Raw genomic sequence first — 16453 nt, forward strand, 5'->3', positions numbered from 1 at the left:
GAATGATGGTGCGGGCGGTCGGACTCGAACCGACACTCCTCTCGGAACCGGATTTTGAGTCCGGCGCGTCTACCAATTTCACCACGCCCGCACGGCAGAGGCGTCCTCAGACGGGTCGGCATATTAGTCGCGGACGGCCCGCCGTCAATCTCGGTTTGGAGCCTGCATGAGCAGCGATACGGTTTCCCGGCCCTCGGCGCTGCGCCGGCTGTATGACTGGACGCTGCGCTGGTCGGCCCACCGCCATGCGGAAAAGGCGCTGTTCGGAGTCTCCTTCGCGGAGAGCAGCTTCTTCCCGATCCCGCCCGATGTGATGCTGATCCCGATGGTGCTGGCCGACCGCAGCCGCGCCTTCCGCTACGCCGCGATCTGCACCTTGGCCTCGGTGCTGGGCGGGGCGTTCGGCTATGCCATCGGCCTGTTCCTGTTCGAGAGCGTCGGCCGCGCGGTGCTGGATTTCTACGGCTATGCCGCAAAATTCGCGGAATTCTCCGCACTCTATAACGAGCAGGGCTGGCTGATCGTCGCCGGCGCCGGCTTCACGCCCTTCCCCTACAAGGTCATCACCATCGCCAGCGGCGTGACGGCGATGGATTTCGGCATCTTCATGCTGGCCTCGGCCGTGTCACGCGGCGCGCGCTTCTTCCTGGTGGCCGCACTGCTCTGGCGCTTCGGCCCGCCGATCCGCAAGGTCATCGAAGCGCATCTCGGCAAGCTGACCGCTGCCTTCTTCATCCTGCTGGTGGGCGGATTCGTCGCCTTGAAATATCTGCTGTGAACGCGGAGTTTCCCTTCATGAACCGCATCGATCTCCGCCTCGCCAGCCTGGCGACCGCCCTGCTCAGCGCCGCCATCCTGGGCGCTGCCCTGCTGTCGCAATATGTTGGCGGGCTTCAGCCCTGCGTGCTGTGCGTCTATCAGCGTTGGCCCTATGTGGCGACGATTGCGCTCGGTCTGGCCGGCTTCGCGCTGGCAAGGCGGCATCCGGCGGCGGCGCGGATCATGCTGGGGCTGGCCGGGCTGACCTTCCTCGTCGGTGGCGGCATCGCCGGCTTTCATGTCGGGGTGGAGCAGGGCTGGTGGCAGGGCACATCGGGCTGCGGCGCGCCGGCCGGCGGGGCGATGACGCTGGAAGATTTGCGCGCCCAGGTGCTGGCCGCCCCCGTGGTGCGCTGCGACGAGGTGCCATGGTCCCTGCTTGGCATTTCCATGGCAGGCTATAACTTCCTGTTGTCGCTGGCGCTCGGTGCGGCTGCTCTCTGGCTGGCCGCGCGCCGCAAGTAAGATGGAGACAAGGCATGAGCAAGCATCCTCGCGTTACTGCTGAGGACCGGCTGCCCGGCGACCTGACCCGCGAGGAGCTGATCGCCCGCATCATCCGGGTCGATCAGGCCGGCGAGTATGGCGCGCGCCGCATCTATGAGGGCCAGCTCGCGGTGCTGGGCAAATCCCCCTCCGCCGCCACCATCCGCCACATGCACGAGCAGGAGCTGGAGCATCTCGACACCTTCAGCCGGATGATGGTGGAACGCCGGGTGCGCCCGACCGCGCTGCAGCCGCTGTGGCATGTCGCCGGCTTCGCGCTGGGGGCGGCGACCGCGCTGATGGGGGAGAAGGCGGCGATGGCGTGTACCGTCGCGGTCGAGGAGACCATCGACGAGCATTACCGCCAGCAGGCCGAGAAGCTGGGCGAGGACGAGGCGCCGCTGCGCGAGACCATCGAGCGGTTCCGCGCCGAGGAGCTCGAGCACCGCGATATCGGCTATGAGCACGGCGCCGAGCAGACGCCGGGCTTCGAGCTGATGCGCGGCGCGATCAAGGCCGGCTCCCGCCTCGCCATCTGGCTGTCGGAGCGGGTGTAGCAGACAAGCTGCGCCTGTTTTCCTACGCTTGCCAATTTGATAGGTGTCACGTTACACTTTTCACGTGATCCGCAGCTTCCGACATAAGGGTCTGAAGCTTCTCTATGAGAAGGGAGAGAGGCGTCGGCTGCCGCCGGAACAGGCCGATAAGATCGAACGCGTGATCGCCCGTCTGGATCAGGCGCGGAATGCTTCGGAGATGGACCTACCCGGATGGCGGTTGCATGCGCTGAAAGGCACTCTGGAAGGCTTCTGGTCCGTCACAGTGACCGGTAACTGGCGGATCATATTCCGGATGGAGGGTGGCGACGCCCACGATGTTGATCTGGTCGATTACCACTGAGGAAGGAGGCCGCCATGTCGATGAAGAACCCGCCGCACCCCGGTCTGTCCGTGCGGCATGATTGTCTGGAGCCGCTCGGCCTCACAGTGTCCGAGGCGGCGAAGCGCCTTGGCGTCAGCCGTAAGCAGCTTTCCGATCTGGTGAACGGTCATGCCGGCATTTCCCCGGAAATGGCGATCCGGCTCGACAAGGCTTTCGGCGGCGGTGCCGAAACCTGGTACCGGCTGCAGGCGGCCTACGATCTGGCGCAGGCGATGAAGCGTGCCGATGAGATCAAGGTGGACCGGATCGCGCAGGCCGCCTGAAGTCGGGTTCCATTGCGCCGGTCACAGCCTGACCCAGCCGGTGCCTTCATGGGCGAAGGCAAAGCGGCCCGGATGCAGGATCTCGGTCAGGATTTCCAGCGTTTCCAGAATGCGCGGCCCCGGCCGGTTGAAGAAATGATGGCCGTCGGCGACGAAGACGCGCCCGTCCCGCGCCGCGCGCATGTCGGCCCAGCCGGGCTGGCCGGTGAGGCTGGTGATCTCCGACAGGGTGCGCGGAATCTCGAACCCGCACGGCGCGATCACCACCACGTCCGGGTCGATCCGCTGCAGCGCCTCCAGCTCCAGCCAGGGTGAATGCTTCCCGGCCTCGCCGAACAGGCTGACGCCGCCGGCGCGTGCGATCAGCTCCGGCACCCAGTTGCCGGCCGCCATCGGCGGGTCCAGCCATTCGATGCAGGCCACGGTCGGTTTCGGCTCGATCAGCCGCGTCTGCGATTCGATCCCCTCAATGGCGAGCGTCAGCCGGTCGATCAGCGCCTTGCCCTGACGGACGGCCCCCAGCGCGCGGGCGACGCGGCGGATGTCGGTCCAGATATCCGCGAGGCTGGCCGGGCTGCAGGAGACGATGCGCACCGGCCGGCCGGTCAGCTCGCAGGCCGCCTGCTCCACCTCGCCCAGGCTGACCGCGCAGACCTTGCACAGATCCTGGGTGACGATCACGTCTGGCTGCAACTCGGCCAGCATTGCCTCGTCCACCTCGAACACCGACAGCGCGTTGCGCGCCGCCTGCTTCACCTGCCGGTCGATCTCAGCCGACGGCACGGTGATGTCGATACGCGGCCGGCTGACGACGGGCAACTCGCCGAGGCCGTCGGGAAAGTCGCATTCGTGGCTGCGCCCGACCAGATTGCCGGCATGGCCGAGGCCGGCCACGATCTCGGTGGCGCTGGGCAGCAGGCTGACGATGCGGGGAGCGGCCATGAGACTAGATCGCCAGGTCGATCAGTGCGGCGGCGCCGAAGATGAAAATCAGTGCGCCGGAAATCTTGTTCATCCATTCCAGATGGTGGATGTCCAGCCGGCCGCGCAGCAGCCCGGCCCCCAGTGCGATGCCGAACCACCACAGGCACGACCCGATGAAGACACCCAGCACCACCAGGATCGGGTCGAGCAGCGCCTTGTCGGCGTCGATGAAGACGCCCAGCGCCACGAAGATGCCGGCGAAGGCCAGGATGGTGATCGGGTTGATCAGTGTCAGCACGAAGGTGGTGCAGAAATCCCCCAGCAGCGAATGCATGCGCAGCGGCTCCTGCCCCTTCGGCAGGGTGGCGGTCCTCTTCAGGTAGGTCTTTACCCCCATGCCCAGCAGCAGGATGCCGCCGGCCAGCTGCATCTCCGCCGTATGGTCCAGCAGCAGATGCGCGATGGCGGCCAGCCCGAAGGCCGCGACCACGCCATAGAGCGCATCCGCCACCGCCGCTCCCAGCCCGGAGACCAGCCCGTGCAGCCGGCTTTCCAGCACGGTGCGGTGCACGCACAGTACACCGACCGGACCGACCGGGGCGGCGATGGCGAGGCCGGCCAGGATCGACTTCAGGAACAGCCAGTCATGCATTGTGCTGGCAGGTCAGGGCTGTTGGCGGAAGGAACAGAACGGGCATGGCTTGTTGTTGCTTCTGGTAGGATGGAGCCGTGTCCCATGAATACACGATGCGGGGCGGGCCTTCTACCGCATGTCGGGATATGCGAGCCTCGCGCAGGCGTGAACGGGCGGGGGCTTCGCCAGGCGGGGCGGACGTCTTATGTTTAGGCACCAATTCTCATGAAAGAGACGGCGATGCCCCAGGATGGCGATAGCGGCGGCGATATCTTCGGGCCGATCAAGCGCAAGCTGATCGAGACCAAGCAGAAATGGGCCCGTGACGGCCGGCTGCTGACCGGCGAGACGGCGAGCCCCGCGAAGCGCAAGCTGCCGCCGGGCCAGCGCGAGGTGAAGAACTGGCCGGTGCTGGACCTCGGCTCCCATCCGGTGGTCACGCAGAAGGAATGGAAGCTCTCGGTCACCGGGCTGGTCGAGAACCCGGTCAGCTGGGACTGGGCGACGCTGATGGCGCAGCCGGTGTTCGAGGATACCTCCGACATGCATTGCGTGACCGCCTGGTCGCGCTTCGACAATCGCTGGGAGGGCGTGTCGGCGCGGCATCTGCTGTCGGTCGTGAAGCCGAAGCCGGAGGCGAAATTCGTCATTCTGAAAAGCTATGACGGTTATGCCACCAACATTCCGCTGTCGGCCTTCGACGATGCCGATGTGCTGCTGGCGACGAAGTGGGAAGGCAAGGCGATCACCCGCGAACATGGCGGACCGGTTCGACTTATCCTGCCGAAGCTCTATCTCTGGAAGAGCGCCAAGTGGCTGCGCGACATCCGCTTCGTGGACCGGGACGCCCCCGGTTTCTGGGAAGTGCGCGGCTATCACAACAATGGCGACCCGTGGAAGGAGGAACGATATGGCTAAGAAGGGCCTCGCCAGCTTCGCCGGCATGCTGGTCGCTGCTGCCGTCAGCACGGTATTGCCGCAATCGGCCCCGGCGGCGACCGGGACGGGAAGCGGCTTCGATTTCAGCTTCGAGTCCATCGATGGCGGTGCCCTGCCGCTGGACCAGTATCGCGGCCGCCCGGTGCTGGTGGTAAACACCGCCTCGCGCTGTGGCTTCACGCCCCAGTATGAGGGGCTGCAGGCGCTGTGGGAAAAGTACCGCGACCGCGGCCTCGTCGTGCTCGGCGTGCCGTCGAACGATTTCGGCGGGCAGGAGCCGGGCAGCACCGATGAGATCAAGCAGTTCTGCGAGGTGAATTTCGGGATCGATTTCCCGATGACCGCGAAATATCCGGTCACCGGGGCGGACGCCCATCCCTTCTATCGCTGGATCGCCGACACGCTGGGCGAGTCCAAGGCGCCGCGCTGGAACTTCTACAAATATCTGCTGGCGCCTGACGGCACCATCGCCGCCGCCTGGCCCTCCACGGTGAAGCCGGACAGCCGCACCGTTACCGACACGGTCGATACCCTTTTGGCGAAGTAGCTTATCCCGGCAGGTCGGCGGCGCGGGCGACAAGGCGCACCGGCATCGGCTCGCGCTTGCCGCGAATCGCGACATCCTCAAGCGGGTGGGCGTCGAGGCCGGCGCCGGCCTCCATCCCGGCAAGCGCAACCAGCGCTTGCGAGACAGCCAGCTGCGCATCGCGTTCCTTGGCGATGCTTTCCAACCGGCTGGCGGTGTTCACAGCATCGCCGATGGCGGTCAGCGCCATCGCCGGGCCATAGCCCATCACGCCGACGATGGCCGGCCCGACATGCAGCCCCATGGCCAGGCGCAGCGGTTCCTTCAACTCGTGCGACAGTGCCTGGTTCAGCCGGTCCAGCCCCTCGCCGATGGCGCGCGCGGCGGCCAGCGCCTGCCGGCAGGCCAGCGCGGGGTCGGCGCCATCCTCCGCGCCGAACAGCGCCATCACGCCATCGCCGATGAATTTGTCGATGCGCCCGCCCGCCCCGGTGATGGCCTGTCCGGTTTCGGCGAAATAGCGGTTCAGCAGGAACACCGTGTCGAAGGGCAGCCGGTCCTCCGACAGCTTCGTGTAGCCGCGCAGATCGGCGAACAGGATCGCCACCTGCTGCTCCCGCCCGCCGGACTCGCGGCCGGCGCGCAAAGCATCGCGGGCGCTGGCGGCGGCCGGCAGCAGCGGCGTCACCTGCACATCGCCGGCGGGCTTCGCCTGGCAGGCCAGCCGCACCTTCGGCGGGGCGGCGATCCGGCGCAGCACGCGTGCCTCCTCCGGTGCCGGCGGCGGCAGGCACTCCTCGCCGGCATCGATGCGCACCCGGCAGGTGGAGCAGCGCCCGCGCCCGCCGCAGACCGATGCATGCGGCCGGCCGGCAATGCGGCTGGCCTCCAGGATCGTAGTGCCGGGGGCGATGTGGCAGATCCCGCCATCGGGGTAGCGCACGCTGGCCCCCTTGCGGCGCAGCCCCGCCAGCCGCCGCGCGCCGCGCCCCAGCAGCGCCAGCGCGATGCCGCCCAGGAACAGCTGCTGACCGGTCTCCGCCGCATTGCGGATGCGCGCCCAGCCTGCCGCGTCGGGATAGTCGATGGTCTGCTTGTAGCTTTCCAGCCACATCGGCGTTTCGGCCAGCGCGATCACCTGCAGCCCGCCCTGCACGAAGCCCAGCAGCGCCAGCACCGGCAGCAGCAGGGCGATCGTATAGAGCGCCGGAACGGCCCTTGGATACCAGGGCCGGATACGCAGCCAGTAATGCAGGCCGATGCAGGCATGCAGCCAGGCAGTCAGCAGCAGCGCGATCTGCAGCACCGCGCCATAGGGCCGCTCCACCCACAGCAGCAGCAGGACATAGGCGTAGGTATCGTCCACCCCGGCCAGGGTGAAGCCGAAATGCGTGTCGAACACATGGCCGACCAGGATCGGCGGGATCGACAGGCCCAGCGCCATCTGCGCCAGCTCCCAGGGCGGCACGCGCAGGATCGGCCGGCGCTTGTAGAGCGACCAGAGGCCGAGCGCCAGATGCGTCAGCAGCGCGCCATACAGCACATACATCGCGGTCTTGGCGCGCCAGAAGGCCATGAAATAGAGCCTTCCCTGCTCCATCGCCTCCAGCGAGATCAGGCCGAGGGAATGGTTGAGGAAATGCGTGATGACGAAAAACGCCAGCACCAGGCCGCTGCCCAGCCGGGTACGCCGGACCAGCGCGGCGCCATCAATGGCTTTCTTTGTGGCCTCCGCCGCCGCCATGTCCTAGGGTCTCCGGCTTAAAAGCCCTGCCGGTTGCGGGGCTGTCGCCAAGATTTTGCCACAAGCTCTTGAAAAATAGCGCTGCATTCGTAAATCAGCGGGTCGAAAAGTGAAGGCCGCCATCCCGTGGGGGGAAGCAGGTACGGCCGGGAACGAAACGCTGAAGGCGCAAAAGGCGGAACAGGGGGAGCGGTCAGTGACCGAGATGATCAAAGTCAGCGGATTGGCGAAACATTTCGGGCCGATCCGTGCCGTTGACGGCATTTCCTTCGCCGTCGCCAGGGGGGAGGTGCTGGGCTTCCTCGGCCCCAATGGCGCCGGTAAATCCACCACCATGAAGATGATAACCGGCTTCCTGGAGCCGACCGGGGGCAGCGCCGAGGTGTGCGGCTTCGATGTCGGCCGCCAGCCGATCGAGGTGAAGCGCCGCATCGGCTACTTGCCGGAAGGCGCGCCGGCCTATGGCGACATGACGCCGCTGGGGTTCCTTGGATTCTGCGCCGATGTGCGCGGGCTGAAGGGCGCTGACCGCAAGGCGAAGATCGAGGCCGCCATCGACCGCACCACGCTGGGCGGCGTGCTGTACCAGCCGATCGATACGCTGTCCAAGGGCTTCAAGCGCCGCGTCGGGCTGGCGCAGGCGCTGCTGCACGACCCCGAGGTGCTGGTGCTGGACGAGCCGACCGACGGTCTCGACCCCAACCAGAAGCATGAGGTGCGCACGCTGATCGGCAGCATGGCGAAGGACAAGGCCATCATCATCTCGACCCATATCCTGGAGGAGGTGGACGCGCTGTGCAGCCGCGCCGTCGTGATTGCCGGCGGGCAGATCGTCGCCGACGGTACCCCGGCCGAGCTGGAAGCGCGGTCACGTCTGCACAATGCTGTCACCGTGCGGCTGAAGAAGAGTGCCCTGCCTGCCGCCCGCAAGGCGCTGGCGGATATTCCGGGCGCCGCCGGCCTGGAGGAGGGGGACGGCACGCTGACCGTGCTGGCGCAGCGCCGCAAGACCATCCTGCCGGCGGTCAGCCAGGCGCTGCGCGAAGCCGATATCGCGGCGGACGAAATCCGGCTGGAGCGCGGCCGCCTCGATGAGGTGTTCCGCGACATCACCAATCCGAAAAAGACCGGAAAACAGGGCTAGAACGATGGGTGTCTGGGCGATTTTCAAGCGCGAGCTGGCGAGCTATTTCCTGACGCCGCTGGCCTATATCTTTATCGTCATCTTCCTGATGCTGACGGCGACCTTCACCTTCTTCGTCGGCAGTTTCTTCGAGGCTGGGCAGGCCAGCCTGCAGGGCTTCTTCGGCTTCCATCCCTGGCTCTATCTCGTACTGACCCCGGCCGTGGCGATGCGGCTGTGGGCGGAGGAGCGCAAGAGCGGCACGCTGGAGCTGCTGCTGACCCTGCCGGTGTCCATCGGCAGCGCGGTCGCCGGCAAGTTCCTCGCCGCCTGGGCCTTCACGACCATCGCGCTGGCGCTGACCTTCCCGCTGTGGATCACTGTCAATTATCTCGGCGATCCGGATAATGGCGTGATCCTGGCATCCTATATCGGCAGCGCGCTGCTGGCCGGCGCCTATCTGGCGCTGGGCTCGGCGCTGTCCGCGCTGACCCGCAACCAGATCATCGCCTTCGTGCTGACGGCGGCGGTCGGTGTCCTCTTCGTCTCCGCAGGCTCCTCGCTGGTGCTGTCCTTCTTCACCGGCTGGGCGCCGGCACCGGTGCTGGAGGCGCTGCGCTCCTTCAGCTTCCTGGCGCATTTCCAGGACATTACGCGCGGCGTCATCGATCTGCGCGACGTCATTTTCTATCTCTCGGCGATCCTGGCTTTCCTGTGGGCCACGGCGCTGCTGGTCGATCTGAAGAAGGGGCGCTGAACCATGGCCAAGACCCCGCAAACCCGTTCCTCTCTTGTGCGTCCTTCCTATGCCTGGCTGTCGCTGGCGCTGGTCGCGCTGCTGTTCGTCGCGGTCAATGTCTATTCCAGCGTCACCTTCACCTCGGCCCGGCTCGACCTGACCGAGGACCGGCTCTACACCCTGTCGTCCGGTACGCGCGAAACGCTGTCGAAGATCGAGGAGCCGATCACCCTGCGCTTCTTCTTCTCCGAGCGGCTGGGGCGCGAGCTGCCGGCCTATGCCGCCTATGGCCAGCGCGTGCGCAACCTGCTGCAGGAATACGCCAATCTGGCCGGCGGGAAGATCCAGCTGGAGATTTTCGACCCCGAGCCCTTCTCGACCGTGGAGGACCGCGCGGTCAGCTTCGGGCTGCAGGGCGTGCCCATCGACCAGTCCGGCGAGCAGGTCTATTTCGGCCTGGTCGGCACCAACCTGACCGATGACGAGCAGGTCATCCCCTTCTTCCAGCCGGAGCGCGAGCGCTTCCTGGAGTATGACCTGACCCGCATCGTGAACAATCTGGCCAACCCGGAACGCAAGGTGGTCGGCATGATCGCCGGCCTGCCGCTGGAAGGGCGCTTCATGCCCGGCGGGCAGGTCGCCCCGCCCTGGACGATCCTGCAGCAGATGCGACAGGTCTTTCAGGTGCGCACCATCGGCACCGCCATCGACCGGGTGGCGCCGGATGTCGATGTGCTGTTCGTCGTGCATCCGAAGAACCTGCCGGAAAAGACGCTCTACGCCATCGACCAGTTCATGATGGCCGGCGGCCGCGCGATCTTCTTCGTCGATCCCTATTCCGAGGCTGACGCCACTATCCCCGATCCGTCGGGCCAGCCGAAGCTGGATACGGCCAGCGCGCTGCCCGCCCTGTTCGATAAATGGGGTGTCACCGTCTCGCAGGGCGAGGTGGTCGGCGACCGCCGCGCCGCGCGCCGGGTGAATGCCGGCGCCGGCAGCCAGGTGGTGCCGGTCGATTTCGTGGTCTGGCTGAATCTGCAGCGCGGCAACATCAATCAGGATTTGCCGGTCACCGGTGAGTTGCAGCGCCTGTCCATGGCCAGCGCCGGCGCGGTCGGGCTGGCGGAGGGTGCCGGCCTCACCATGACGCCGCTGATCACCACCAGCCCGGAATCGATGATGATCCCGGTGGACCGGCTGCGGCCGCGCCCCGATCCGCAGGGGCTGCTGCGCGAGTACAAGCCGGGCGGTGAGGCGAAGGTGCTGGCCGCGCGCTTCCAGGGCCGGCTCGCCACCGCCTTCCCGGACGGCCGTCCTGTGCCGGAGGGTGAAACCGAGGCACCGAAGGAGCTGCCGGAATTCCGCACCGAATCGCAGGGCGAGGCGATGTTCGCGGTGATCGCCGATACCGACCTGCTGGATGACCGGTTCTGGGTCCAGGTGCAGGATTTCTTCGGCCAGCAGGTAGTGACGCCCTTCGCCAACAATGGCGACTTCGTCATGAATCTGCTGGAGAGCCTGTCGGGCAGCTCGGCGCTGGTCGATCTGCGCGGGCGCGGCATGATCGCCCGGCCCTTCACGGTGATCGAGGAAATGCGCCGCGAGGCCGACCAGCGCTTCCGCGCGCAGGAGGAGGCGCTGCAGGAACGCCTGCAGGCCTCGCTGGCCCGGCTGGAGGAACTGCGCTCCAAGGACGCGCCGGGTGGCGGTGCCATCCTGACCAATGCGCAGCGCGCCGAGATCGCCAAGATTCAGGAGGATATCCTGGAGGCACGGCGGGAGCTGCGCACCGTGCAGCGCTCCCTGCGCGAGGATATCGACGCGCTGCAGACCCGCCTGCTGTTCCTGAATATCGGTCTGGTGCCGCTGCTCGTGGTGCTGGCCGCTATCCTTGTCGGCCTCGCCCGCGCCGCCCGGCGCCGGCGCGGTGCGATAGCCGTAACGCCTTCGGGGAAAGGAGCATCCGCATGACCGCCCGCGGCTTCTGGATCCTGTTCGTCGTGACCCTGCTTGCGGTCGGTGCCGCCGGCCATGCCGCCTGGCAGCGCCATGCCGCAGCCATCGGCAGCGTCAGCGCCGAGCCGGTGTTCCCCAGCCTGACCGACCGGCTGAACGAGGTTGCCGCCATCCAGCTGGAGGATCGGCGCGACAGCGTGACGCTGGTCCGGGCCGGCGAGGGCTGGGTGGTCGAGAATGCGCATAACTACCCGGCGCGGGGCGAGGCGGTGCGCGCGCTGCTGCTGGCGCTTGCCGACATGCGGATCGTCGAGGCCAAGACCGAACGGCCGGAGATGTTCGCCCGGCTGGAGGTCGAGCCGCTGGATGCGGCGGAGGCCCGCTCCCGCCGGGTCACCGTGCTGGATGGCGCCGGCAAGGTGCTGGCCGAGCTGATCGTCGGCAAGAAGCGCTTCGGCCAGGGTGGCCAGCCTGATGCGCATTATGTGCGCCGGCCTGATGGCGGGCAGGCCTTCCTGGCGGAAAGCCGGCTCGACCCGCGCACCGAAGCCATCGACTGGCTGGACCGGCGCATTGCCGACGTGTCGCGCGGCCGGGTGAAGCAGGTGGTCATCGATCATCCCGAGGGTGGCAGCCTGACGGTCGCCAAGGACAGCCGCGAGGGCAATGAGTTCCGCATCGTCGATCTGCCCGAGGGTATGAAGGTGGAGAACCAGTTCACCGTGAACGCCACCGCAGGCACGCTGGACAAGCTGGTGTTCGACGCCGTGATGCCGGCCGAGGGGATCGCGCTGCAGGATGCGGTGACGCGCTACACCACCTTTGACGGGCTGGCCGTGACCATCGGCTTCGCCGAGCGCGACGGCAAGCTGTGGACACGCTACACCGCCGCCGCCCTCCCCGATGCCGCGGACGAGGTGAAGGCGGAAGCTGCCGAGATCAATGCGCGGGCCGAGGGCTGGGCCTACCGGCTGGCCGACTTCAAGAACGAACAGCTGCGCCGCAAGCTGGAGGATCTGGCGAAGAAGCAGGAAGGCTCCTCGTGAGCGACCAAACTGGGCTCACGATCTGGGGCCGGCGCAACTCCTTCAACGTGCAGAAGGTGATGTGGCTGATTGGCGAGCTGGGCATCCCGCACACCCATATCGATGCCGGGGGCGATGCCGGCGGGCTGGATACGCCGGAGTTCCGCGCGATGAACCCTCACGGCAAGGTGCCGGTGATCCGTGATGCTGCCCGTGATGGGGGTGGCACGGTGGTCTGGGAATCCCACGCCATCCTGCGCTATCTGGCGGCGGTCTATGGCAAGCAGTCCTTCTGGCACGACGATCCGGCGGCCCGGTCCCGGGATGAGCGCTGGATGGACTGGTCGGCCACCGCCCTGCAGCCGGCCTTCCTGACCGGCCTGTTCTGGGGCTATTACCGCACACCGGAAGACAGGCGCGACTGGACCGCGATCCGGGTGAAGCAGGATGCCTGCGCCCAATATATGCGCGTGCTGGACGCCGAGCTTTCGGACCGGCCCTATCTCTCCGGCGACCGGCTGGGGCTGGCCGACATCCCGGCGGGGGCCTGCCTGTTCCGCTATTTCGGCATGGGGCTGGACTATCCCGAGGTGCCGAATGTCCAGGCCTGGTTCGCCCGGCTTCAGGAGCGCCCGGCCTACCGGGCGCATGTCATGCTGCCCTTCGATAACCTCTACGGACGGCTGGCGTTCTAGCCCGGCACGCATCGCCACGCTACCATAGGTGGTGGAGCAACCGGGTATGGCCGCAAAATACCGCTGGATTGCCGGGGGCGCTGCTGGCATTCTCTTGCCCGCCCTGTCCGGGCGTTGCGCAAAGGGTTCCGCATGCCACCCTACAACAGTGTGATCGCAGCACTTTCCGCGTTCTACATCACCGTTCTGGCGCTCGCCTTCTGGAATCTCGGCCTGCATGTCTATGCGACGCTGGCCGGCTATGACGCCATATTCGATGGCGATGCCCCCTTCATCCTGCTGTTCGGCAGCTATCTGCGACCGTTCGATCTGGAAGGCATGGCGATCCGCGACGCGGTGATTGCCACCACCGGTTTCGTGATTGCCGTCACCGCGCTGTTCGTCGTCGTCATGGTGATGCTGGCGCAGCTCGCCCACCGGCGGCGGCGGCTGATGGTGCTGGGCCAGCTGAACATCGTGCGGCCGGGTAGCCCACTGATCGTGCCGCTGGGCGACGAGGCCGAACCGGACCGGGTCTATCAACTGGAGATCGACCTCGAAGTGCCGCGCCCCGGCCATACGCAGATGGTGCGCGACCTGCTGCCCGATCTGCGCCCCGCTCTTGAGGGCGAGCTTTCCGCCCTGGCGCAGGGCCGGCTCGTGCAGCTGACCAAGGGCGAGGTGGAAGTCTTCCTGACGGCGACGGCGCAGGAAATCTCCGACGGCATGATCAACCGGGTGCGGGTGCGCCGGGCGAATTTCGTGATCGCGCCGGAACTGGCGGCGAGCCGGGCGAAGGCGCAGGAAAATGCGGCGGCCGCCGAGTCCGCCGAGAGCGGCGCTCTGGCCGGGGCGATCCCCGCCATGCCCATCCCCGGGGCACTATCGGGCGTGGCGGCGGCCGAAAGCCCGTCGAGCGCGGCCGCATAACGGCCTTAAGCCTGTAAGGCGCCTTGACTCTTTGCGACCCGGCCTCATTATCAGGAAGCGCGGAAATGCGGATTTCTGCCCTTCGACATGGATACGGAAAGCGATGAGCGCAGGCTGGAAGATTCTGGCGGGGCTGCTGGTACTGGCTGCCGCGGGCGGCGGGGTGGCCTATCATCTGAAGGCTGAGCGGTCCGCCGCGATAGCCCAAAGTGCGAATGGCCAGACCGCAAAACCCGCGCCGCAGCAGAATGCCGGCCCGCCAGTCGAGGTCGCCGAGGTGACCGTCGATACGGTGCGTACGGAAATCACTGCCGTCGGCTCGCTGCTGCCGAACGAGGCGGTGACGATCCAGCCGGAAATCTCTGGCCGAATCTCGCGCATCCTGTTCCAGGATGTGCAGCGCGTTGAGCGCGGCGCTCCGCTGGTCGAGCTGGACAAGGATATCCTCCAGGCCGAACTCGCCCAGGCGCAGGCCAACCTGTCGCTTTCCAAGGCTAATTACGACCGGGCCGACACGCTGCTGAAGCAGGGTACAGGCACGGTGCGCGCCCGCGACGAGGCGGTTGCCCGGCTGCGCTCCGACGAGGCCGGTGTCGATCTCGCCAAGGCGCGGCTGGACAAGGCGACGATCCGCGCGCCCTTCTCCGGCGTGCTGGGTCTGCGCAGCATCAGCCTCGGCCGTTATGTGACGCCGGCTGATACTATTGTAACCTTGCAGCAGATCGATCCGCTGAAGGCGGAATTCCGGGTGCCGGAGGTCTATCTGACGGCGGTTCGCGTCGGCCAGAAGATCGAGATGACCGCCGACGCGCTGGCCGGCCAGAGCTTCACCGGCGAAATCTACGCCATCGACCCGCAGGTCGATGTGAATGGCCGCTCGCTGCGCATCCGCGCGCTGGTGCCCAACCCCGATCTCGCCCTGTCGCCCGGCCTGTTCATCCGCCTGACCATCATTGCCGAGACCCGGCCGGATGCCGTGCTGGTGCCGGAATCCTCGGTCACGCCGGTCGGTCAGAAGCGCTTCGTCTATCGACTGGTCGAGGATAAGGCGGTGCTGACCGAGGTGCAGCTTGGCGAGCGCCGGCCCGGCCTGGTCGAGGTGCTGTCCGGGCTGAAGCCGAAGGATGTCGTGGTCGTCGCCGGGCAGCTCCGGCTGCGCGATGGCATCAAGGTCGATGTGGTCGGTCGTGGCGCGCCGGTCGCCGGCACTGGCCGCACCGCCCCCGGCAGCTAAGGGGAGCGGCCCTTGAACCTGTTCGAGCTTTGCGTCAGGCGTCCGGTCTTCGCGACCGTCATGAGCCTGATGATCCTGCTGGTCGGCATGGTCAGCTACGACCGTCTGCCGGTCCGCGAATATCCCAACATCGACGAGCCTGTCGTCTCCGTGCGTACCGATTATCTGGGCGCCAGCGCGGAGATCATCGAATCGCAGGTGACGCAGGTGCTGGAAAGCTCGATTTCCGGCATCGAGGGCATCGAGACCATCATCTCCCGGAGCCGGCAGGAACGCTCCGACATCACCATCCGCTTCCGCCTCGGCACCGACCCGGATGTCGCGGCCAGCGACGTGCGCGACCGGGTGAGCCGCGTGCGCGGCCGCCTGCCGGAGGAGATCGAGGAGCCGGTGATCTCCAAGGTGGAGGCCGACGCCTCGCCGATCCTGTTCGTCGGCTTCTCCGCGCCGGGCCGCTCCTCCATGGAGCTGACGGACTATGCCGACCGCTTCTTCGTGGACCGGCTGCAGACCCTGCCGGGTCTCGCCGAGGTGCGCATCTATGGCGAGCGTCGCTTCTCCATGCGGGTGTGGATCGACCGCGCCAAGCTGGCCGGCTACAATCTGACCGTCCAGGATGTCGAGAACGCGCTGCGCCAGCAGAATGTGGAAATTCCGTCCGGGCGCATCGAGAGTCTCAGCCGTGAATTCACCGTGCTGTCGCGCACCAACCTGGTGACGCCGGAGCAGTTCGAGAACATCGTGCTGAAGGAGGCGAACGGCTTCCAGGTGAAGCTGCGCGATGTCGGCCGTGCCGAGCTGGGGCCGGCCGATAACCGCCGCGTCTCGCGCTATAATGGCGTGAATTCGCTGACGCTGGGCATCGTGAAGCAGGCGACCGCCAACCCGCTGGAAGTCTCCAAGGCGGTGCGCGCCGAACTGCCGAAGATCGTCGCCGACCTGCCGCCCGACATGCAGGCGGAAGTGGCCTTCGACACCTCGGTCTTCATCGAGCGGTCGATCGACAATGTGTTCACCACCATCATCGAGGCGGTGGTGCTGGTCGTGCTGGTGATCTTCTTCTTCCTGCGCAGCCTGCGCGCCACCATCATCCCGATGGTCACCATCCCGGTCTCGCTGATCGGCGCCTTCATCTTCATGTTTGCCATGGGCTTCAGCATCAACACGCTGACCCTGCTGGCGATGGTGCTGGCCATCGGCCTGGTGGTGGACGACGCCATCGTCGTGCTGGAAAACGTCCACCGCCATCTGGAGATGGGCAAGACGCCGTTCGGCGCCGCCATCGTCGGCACCAAGGAGATCGCCTTCGCGGTCATCGCCATGACGATGACGCTGGCCGCCGTGTTCACGCCGGTGGCCTTCGCCGAGGGCCGCACCGGCCGGCTGTTCATCGAGTTCGCGCTGGCGCTGGCGGGTGCCGTTGTCGTGTCGGGCTTCGTCGCGCTGACGCTGACGCCGATGATGTGCTCCAAGATGCTGAAGGCGCACGAATCGC

At 66.8% G+C, this 16453-nt stretch carries 18 protein-coding genes and 1 tRNA gene; 15 read left to right on the top strand and 4 right to left on the bottom strand.

From position 1 onward, the window contains the following. Positions 1-6 precede the first annotated feature (6 nt). Positions 7-91 (bottom strand) — tRNA-Leu (locus tag MK313_RS10630). A gap of 75 nt (positions 92-166) precedes the next feature. Here MK313_RS10630 and MK313_RS10635 point away from each other — a divergent pair. From MK313_RS10635 to MK313_RS10655, 5 genes are all read left to right on the top strand, one after another. Beyond that, positions 167-778: a YqaA family protein gene (locus MK313_RS10635; RefSeq protein ID WP_121219461.1), complete on the top strand. Its 612-nt coding sequence runs from the start codon at positions 167-169 to the stop codon at positions 776-778. Positions 779-795: 17 nt separating this feature from the next. Next, the gene (locus MK313_RS10640) at positions 796-1284 is read left to right on the top strand and encodes a disulfide bond formation protein B (protein WP_287781452.1); all 489 of its coding nucleotides are present in this window, start codon (positions 796-798) and stop codon (positions 1282-1284) included. A 14-nt stretch (positions 1285-1298) separates the two neighbouring features. Beyond that, on the top strand, positions 1299-1862 hold the full coding sequence (locus tag MK313_RS10645) for a demethoxyubiquinone hydroxylase family protein (protein ID WP_008945780.1): 564 nt from the start codon (positions 1299-1301) through the stop codon (positions 1860-1862). A gap of 64 nt (positions 1863-1926) precedes the next feature. Continuing rightward, complete coding sequence (locus MK313_RS10650; protein ID WP_040708100.1) at positions 1927-2205, top strand: type II toxin-antitoxin system RelE/ParE family toxin; 279 nt, start codon at positions 1927-1929, stop codon at positions 2203-2205. Between the two features lie 14 nt (positions 2206-2219). Next, the gene (locus MK313_RS10655; protein WP_008945778.1) at positions 2220-2510 is read left to right on the top strand and encodes a HigA family addiction module antitoxin; all 291 of its coding nucleotides are present in this window, start codon (positions 2220-2222) and stop codon (positions 2508-2510) included. Positions 2511-2531: 21 nt separating this feature from the next. Here the strand turns inward: MK313_RS10655 and MK313_RS10660 are convergent, their stop codons facing one another. After that, a complete protein-coding gene (locus MK313_RS10660; RefSeq protein WP_287781455.1) occupies positions 2532-3452 on the bottom strand; it encodes a cobalamin-binding protein in 921 nt (306 codons plus the stop codon). 4 nt (positions 3453-3456) lie between these two features. Next, a complete protein-coding gene (locus MK313_RS10665; RefSeq protein WP_121219465.1) occupies positions 3457-4086 on the bottom strand; it encodes a LysE family translocator in 630 nt (209 codons plus the stop codon). Between the two features lie 222 nt (positions 4087-4308). On the opposite strand from MK313_RS10665, the gene MK313_RS10670 reads away from it, so the two are divergent. Together MK313_RS10670 and MK313_RS10675 are read left to right on the top strand one after the other, a co-directional pair. Continuing rightward, a complete protein-coding gene (locus tag MK313_RS10670) occupies positions 4309-4986 on the top strand; it encodes a sulfite oxidase-like oxidoreductase (RefSeq protein ID WP_287781458.1) in 678 nt (225 codons plus the stop codon). Continuing rightward, positions 4979-5554, top strand: coding sequence for a glutathione peroxidase (locus tag MK313_RS10675; protein WP_287781460.1), 576 nt, complete (start codon positions 4979-4981; stop codon positions 5552-5554). The genes MK313_RS10670 and MK313_RS10675 overlap by 8 nt, the downstream gene beginning before the upstream one ends. A gap of 1 nt (position 5555) precedes the next feature. Here MK313_RS10675 and MK313_RS10680 read toward each other — a convergent pair whose 3' ends face one another. After that, on the bottom strand, positions 5556-7277 hold the full coding sequence (locus MK313_RS10680) for an adenylate/guanylate cyclase domain-containing protein (protein WP_287781462.1): 1722 nt from the start codon (positions 7275-7277) through the stop codon (positions 5556-5558). A gap of 205 nt (positions 7278-7482) precedes the next feature. On the opposite strand from MK313_RS10680, the gene MK313_RS10685 reads away from it, so the two are divergent. The 8 genes from MK313_RS10685 to MK313_RS10720 all read left to right on the top strand — a co-directional run. Continuing rightward, positions 7483-8421 carry an ATP-binding cassette domain-containing protein gene (locus MK313_RS10685; protein WP_287781477.1) on the top strand — a complete coding sequence of 313 codons (939 nt, stop codon included), beginning with the start codon at positions 7483-7485 and terminating at the stop codon, positions 8419-8421. Positions 8422-8425: 4 nt separating this feature from the next. After that, positions 8426-9157: an ABC transporter permease gene (locus MK313_RS10690; protein WP_287781464.1), complete on the top strand. Its 732-nt coding sequence runs from the start codon at positions 8426-8428 to the stop codon at positions 9155-9157. A 3-nt stretch (positions 9158-9160) separates the two neighbouring features. Next, complete coding sequence (locus MK313_RS10695) at positions 9161-11110, top strand: GldG family protein (RefSeq protein WP_287781466.1); 1950 nt, start codon at positions 9161-9163, stop codon at positions 11108-11110. Beyond that, on the top strand, positions 11107-12141 hold the full coding sequence (locus tag MK313_RS10700; RefSeq protein WP_287781468.1) for a DUF4340 domain-containing protein: 1035 nt from the start codon (positions 11107-11109) through the stop codon (positions 12139-12141). Before MK313_RS10695 ends, MK313_RS10700 begins: the two co-directional genes overlap by 4 nt. Then, positions 12138-12815 (top strand): glutathione S-transferase family protein, encoded by a 678-nt coding sequence (locus MK313_RS10705; protein ID WP_287781470.1) that lies wholly within the window; start codon positions 12138-12140, stop codon positions 12813-12815. The genes MK313_RS10700 and MK313_RS10705 overlap by 4 nt, the downstream gene beginning before the upstream one ends. Positions 12816-12947: 132 nt before the next feature. Then, positions 12948-13724, top strand: a complete 777-nt coding sequence (locus MK313_RS10710; RefSeq protein ID WP_287781472.1) for a hypothetical protein — start codon at positions 12948-12950, stop codon at positions 13722-13724. A 103-nt stretch (positions 13725-13827) separates the two neighbouring features. Then, positions 13828-14958 carry an efflux RND transporter periplasmic adaptor subunit gene (locus MK313_RS10715; RefSeq protein WP_287781474.1) on the top strand — a complete coding sequence of 377 codons (1131 nt, stop codon included), beginning with the start codon at positions 13828-13830 and terminating at the stop codon, positions 14956-14958. Positions 14959-14970: 12 nt separating this feature from the next. Then, on the top strand, positions 14971-16453 hold a 1483-nt coding region (locus MK313_RS10720), incomplete at its 3' end, for an efflux RND transporter permease subunit (protein ID WP_287781475.1).

The organism is Oceanibaculum sp., assembly GCF_022449305.1.
GTDB classification, from domain to species: domain Bacteria; phylum Pseudomonadota; class Alphaproteobacteria; order Oceanibaculales; family Oceanibaculaceae; genus Oceanibaculum; species Oceanibaculum indicum.

Excerpts from the sequence above, each read along its gene's own strand:
- MK313_RS10635 (WP_121219461.1), top strand. The coding sequence starts at position 167 with ATGAGCAGCGATACGGTTTCCCGGCCCTCGGCGCTGCGCCGGCTGTAT.
- MK313_RS10640 (WP_287781452.1), top strand. The coding sequence starts at position 796 with ATGAACCGCATCGATCTCCGCCTCGCCAGCCTGGCGACCGCCCTGCTC.
- MK313_RS10645 (WP_008945780.1), top strand. The coding sequence starts at position 1,299 with ATGAGCAAGCATCCTCGCGTTACTGCTGAGGACCGGCTGCCCGGCGAC.
- MK313_RS10655 (WP_008945778.1), top strand. The coding sequence starts at position 2,220 with ATGTCGATGAAGAACCCGCCGCACCCCGGTCTGTCCGTGCGGCATGAT.
- MK313_RS10660 (WP_287781455.1), bottom strand. The coding sequence starts at position 3,452 with ATGGCCGCTCCCCGCATCGTCAGCCTGCTGCCCAGCGCCACCGAGATC.
- MK313_RS10665 (WP_121219465.1), bottom strand. The coding sequence starts at position 4,086 with ATGCATGACTGGCTGTTCCTGAAGTCGATCCTGGCCGGCCTCGCCATC.
- MK313_RS10670 (WP_287781458.1), top strand. The coding sequence starts at position 4,309 with ATGCCCCAGGATGGCGATAGCGGCGGCGATATCTTCGGGCCGATCAAG.
- MK313_RS10675 (WP_287781460.1), top strand. The coding sequence starts at position 4,979 with ATGGCTAAGAAGGGCCTCGCCAGCTTCGCCGGCATGCTGGTCGCTGCT.
- MK313_RS10680 (WP_287781462.1), bottom strand. The coding sequence starts at position 7,277 with ATGGCGGCGGCGGAGGCCACAAAGAAAGCCATTGATGGCGCCGCGCTG.
- MK313_RS10685 (WP_287781477.1), top strand. The coding sequence starts at position 7,483 with ATGATCAAAGTCAGCGGATTGGCGAAACATTTCGGGCCGATCCGTGCC.
- MK313_RS10690 (WP_287781464.1), top strand. The coding sequence starts at position 8,426 with ATGGGTGTCTGGGCGATTTTCAAGCGCGAGCTGGCGAGCTATTTCCTG.
- MK313_RS10695 (WP_287781466.1), top strand. The coding sequence starts at position 9,161 with ATGGCCAAGACCCCGCAAACCCGTTCCTCTCTTGTGCGTCCTTCCTAT.
- MK313_RS10700 (WP_287781468.1), top strand. The coding sequence starts at position 11,107 with ATGACCGCCCGCGGCTTCTGGATCCTGTTCGTCGTGACCCTGCTTGCG.
- MK313_RS10710 (WP_287781472.1), top strand. The coding sequence starts at position 12,948 with ATGCCACCCTACAACAGTGTGATCGCAGCACTTTCCGCGTTCTACATC.
- MK313_RS10715 (WP_287781474.1), top strand. The coding sequence starts at position 13,828 with ATGAGCGCAGGCTGGAAGATTCTGGCGGGGCTGCTGGTACTGGCTGCC.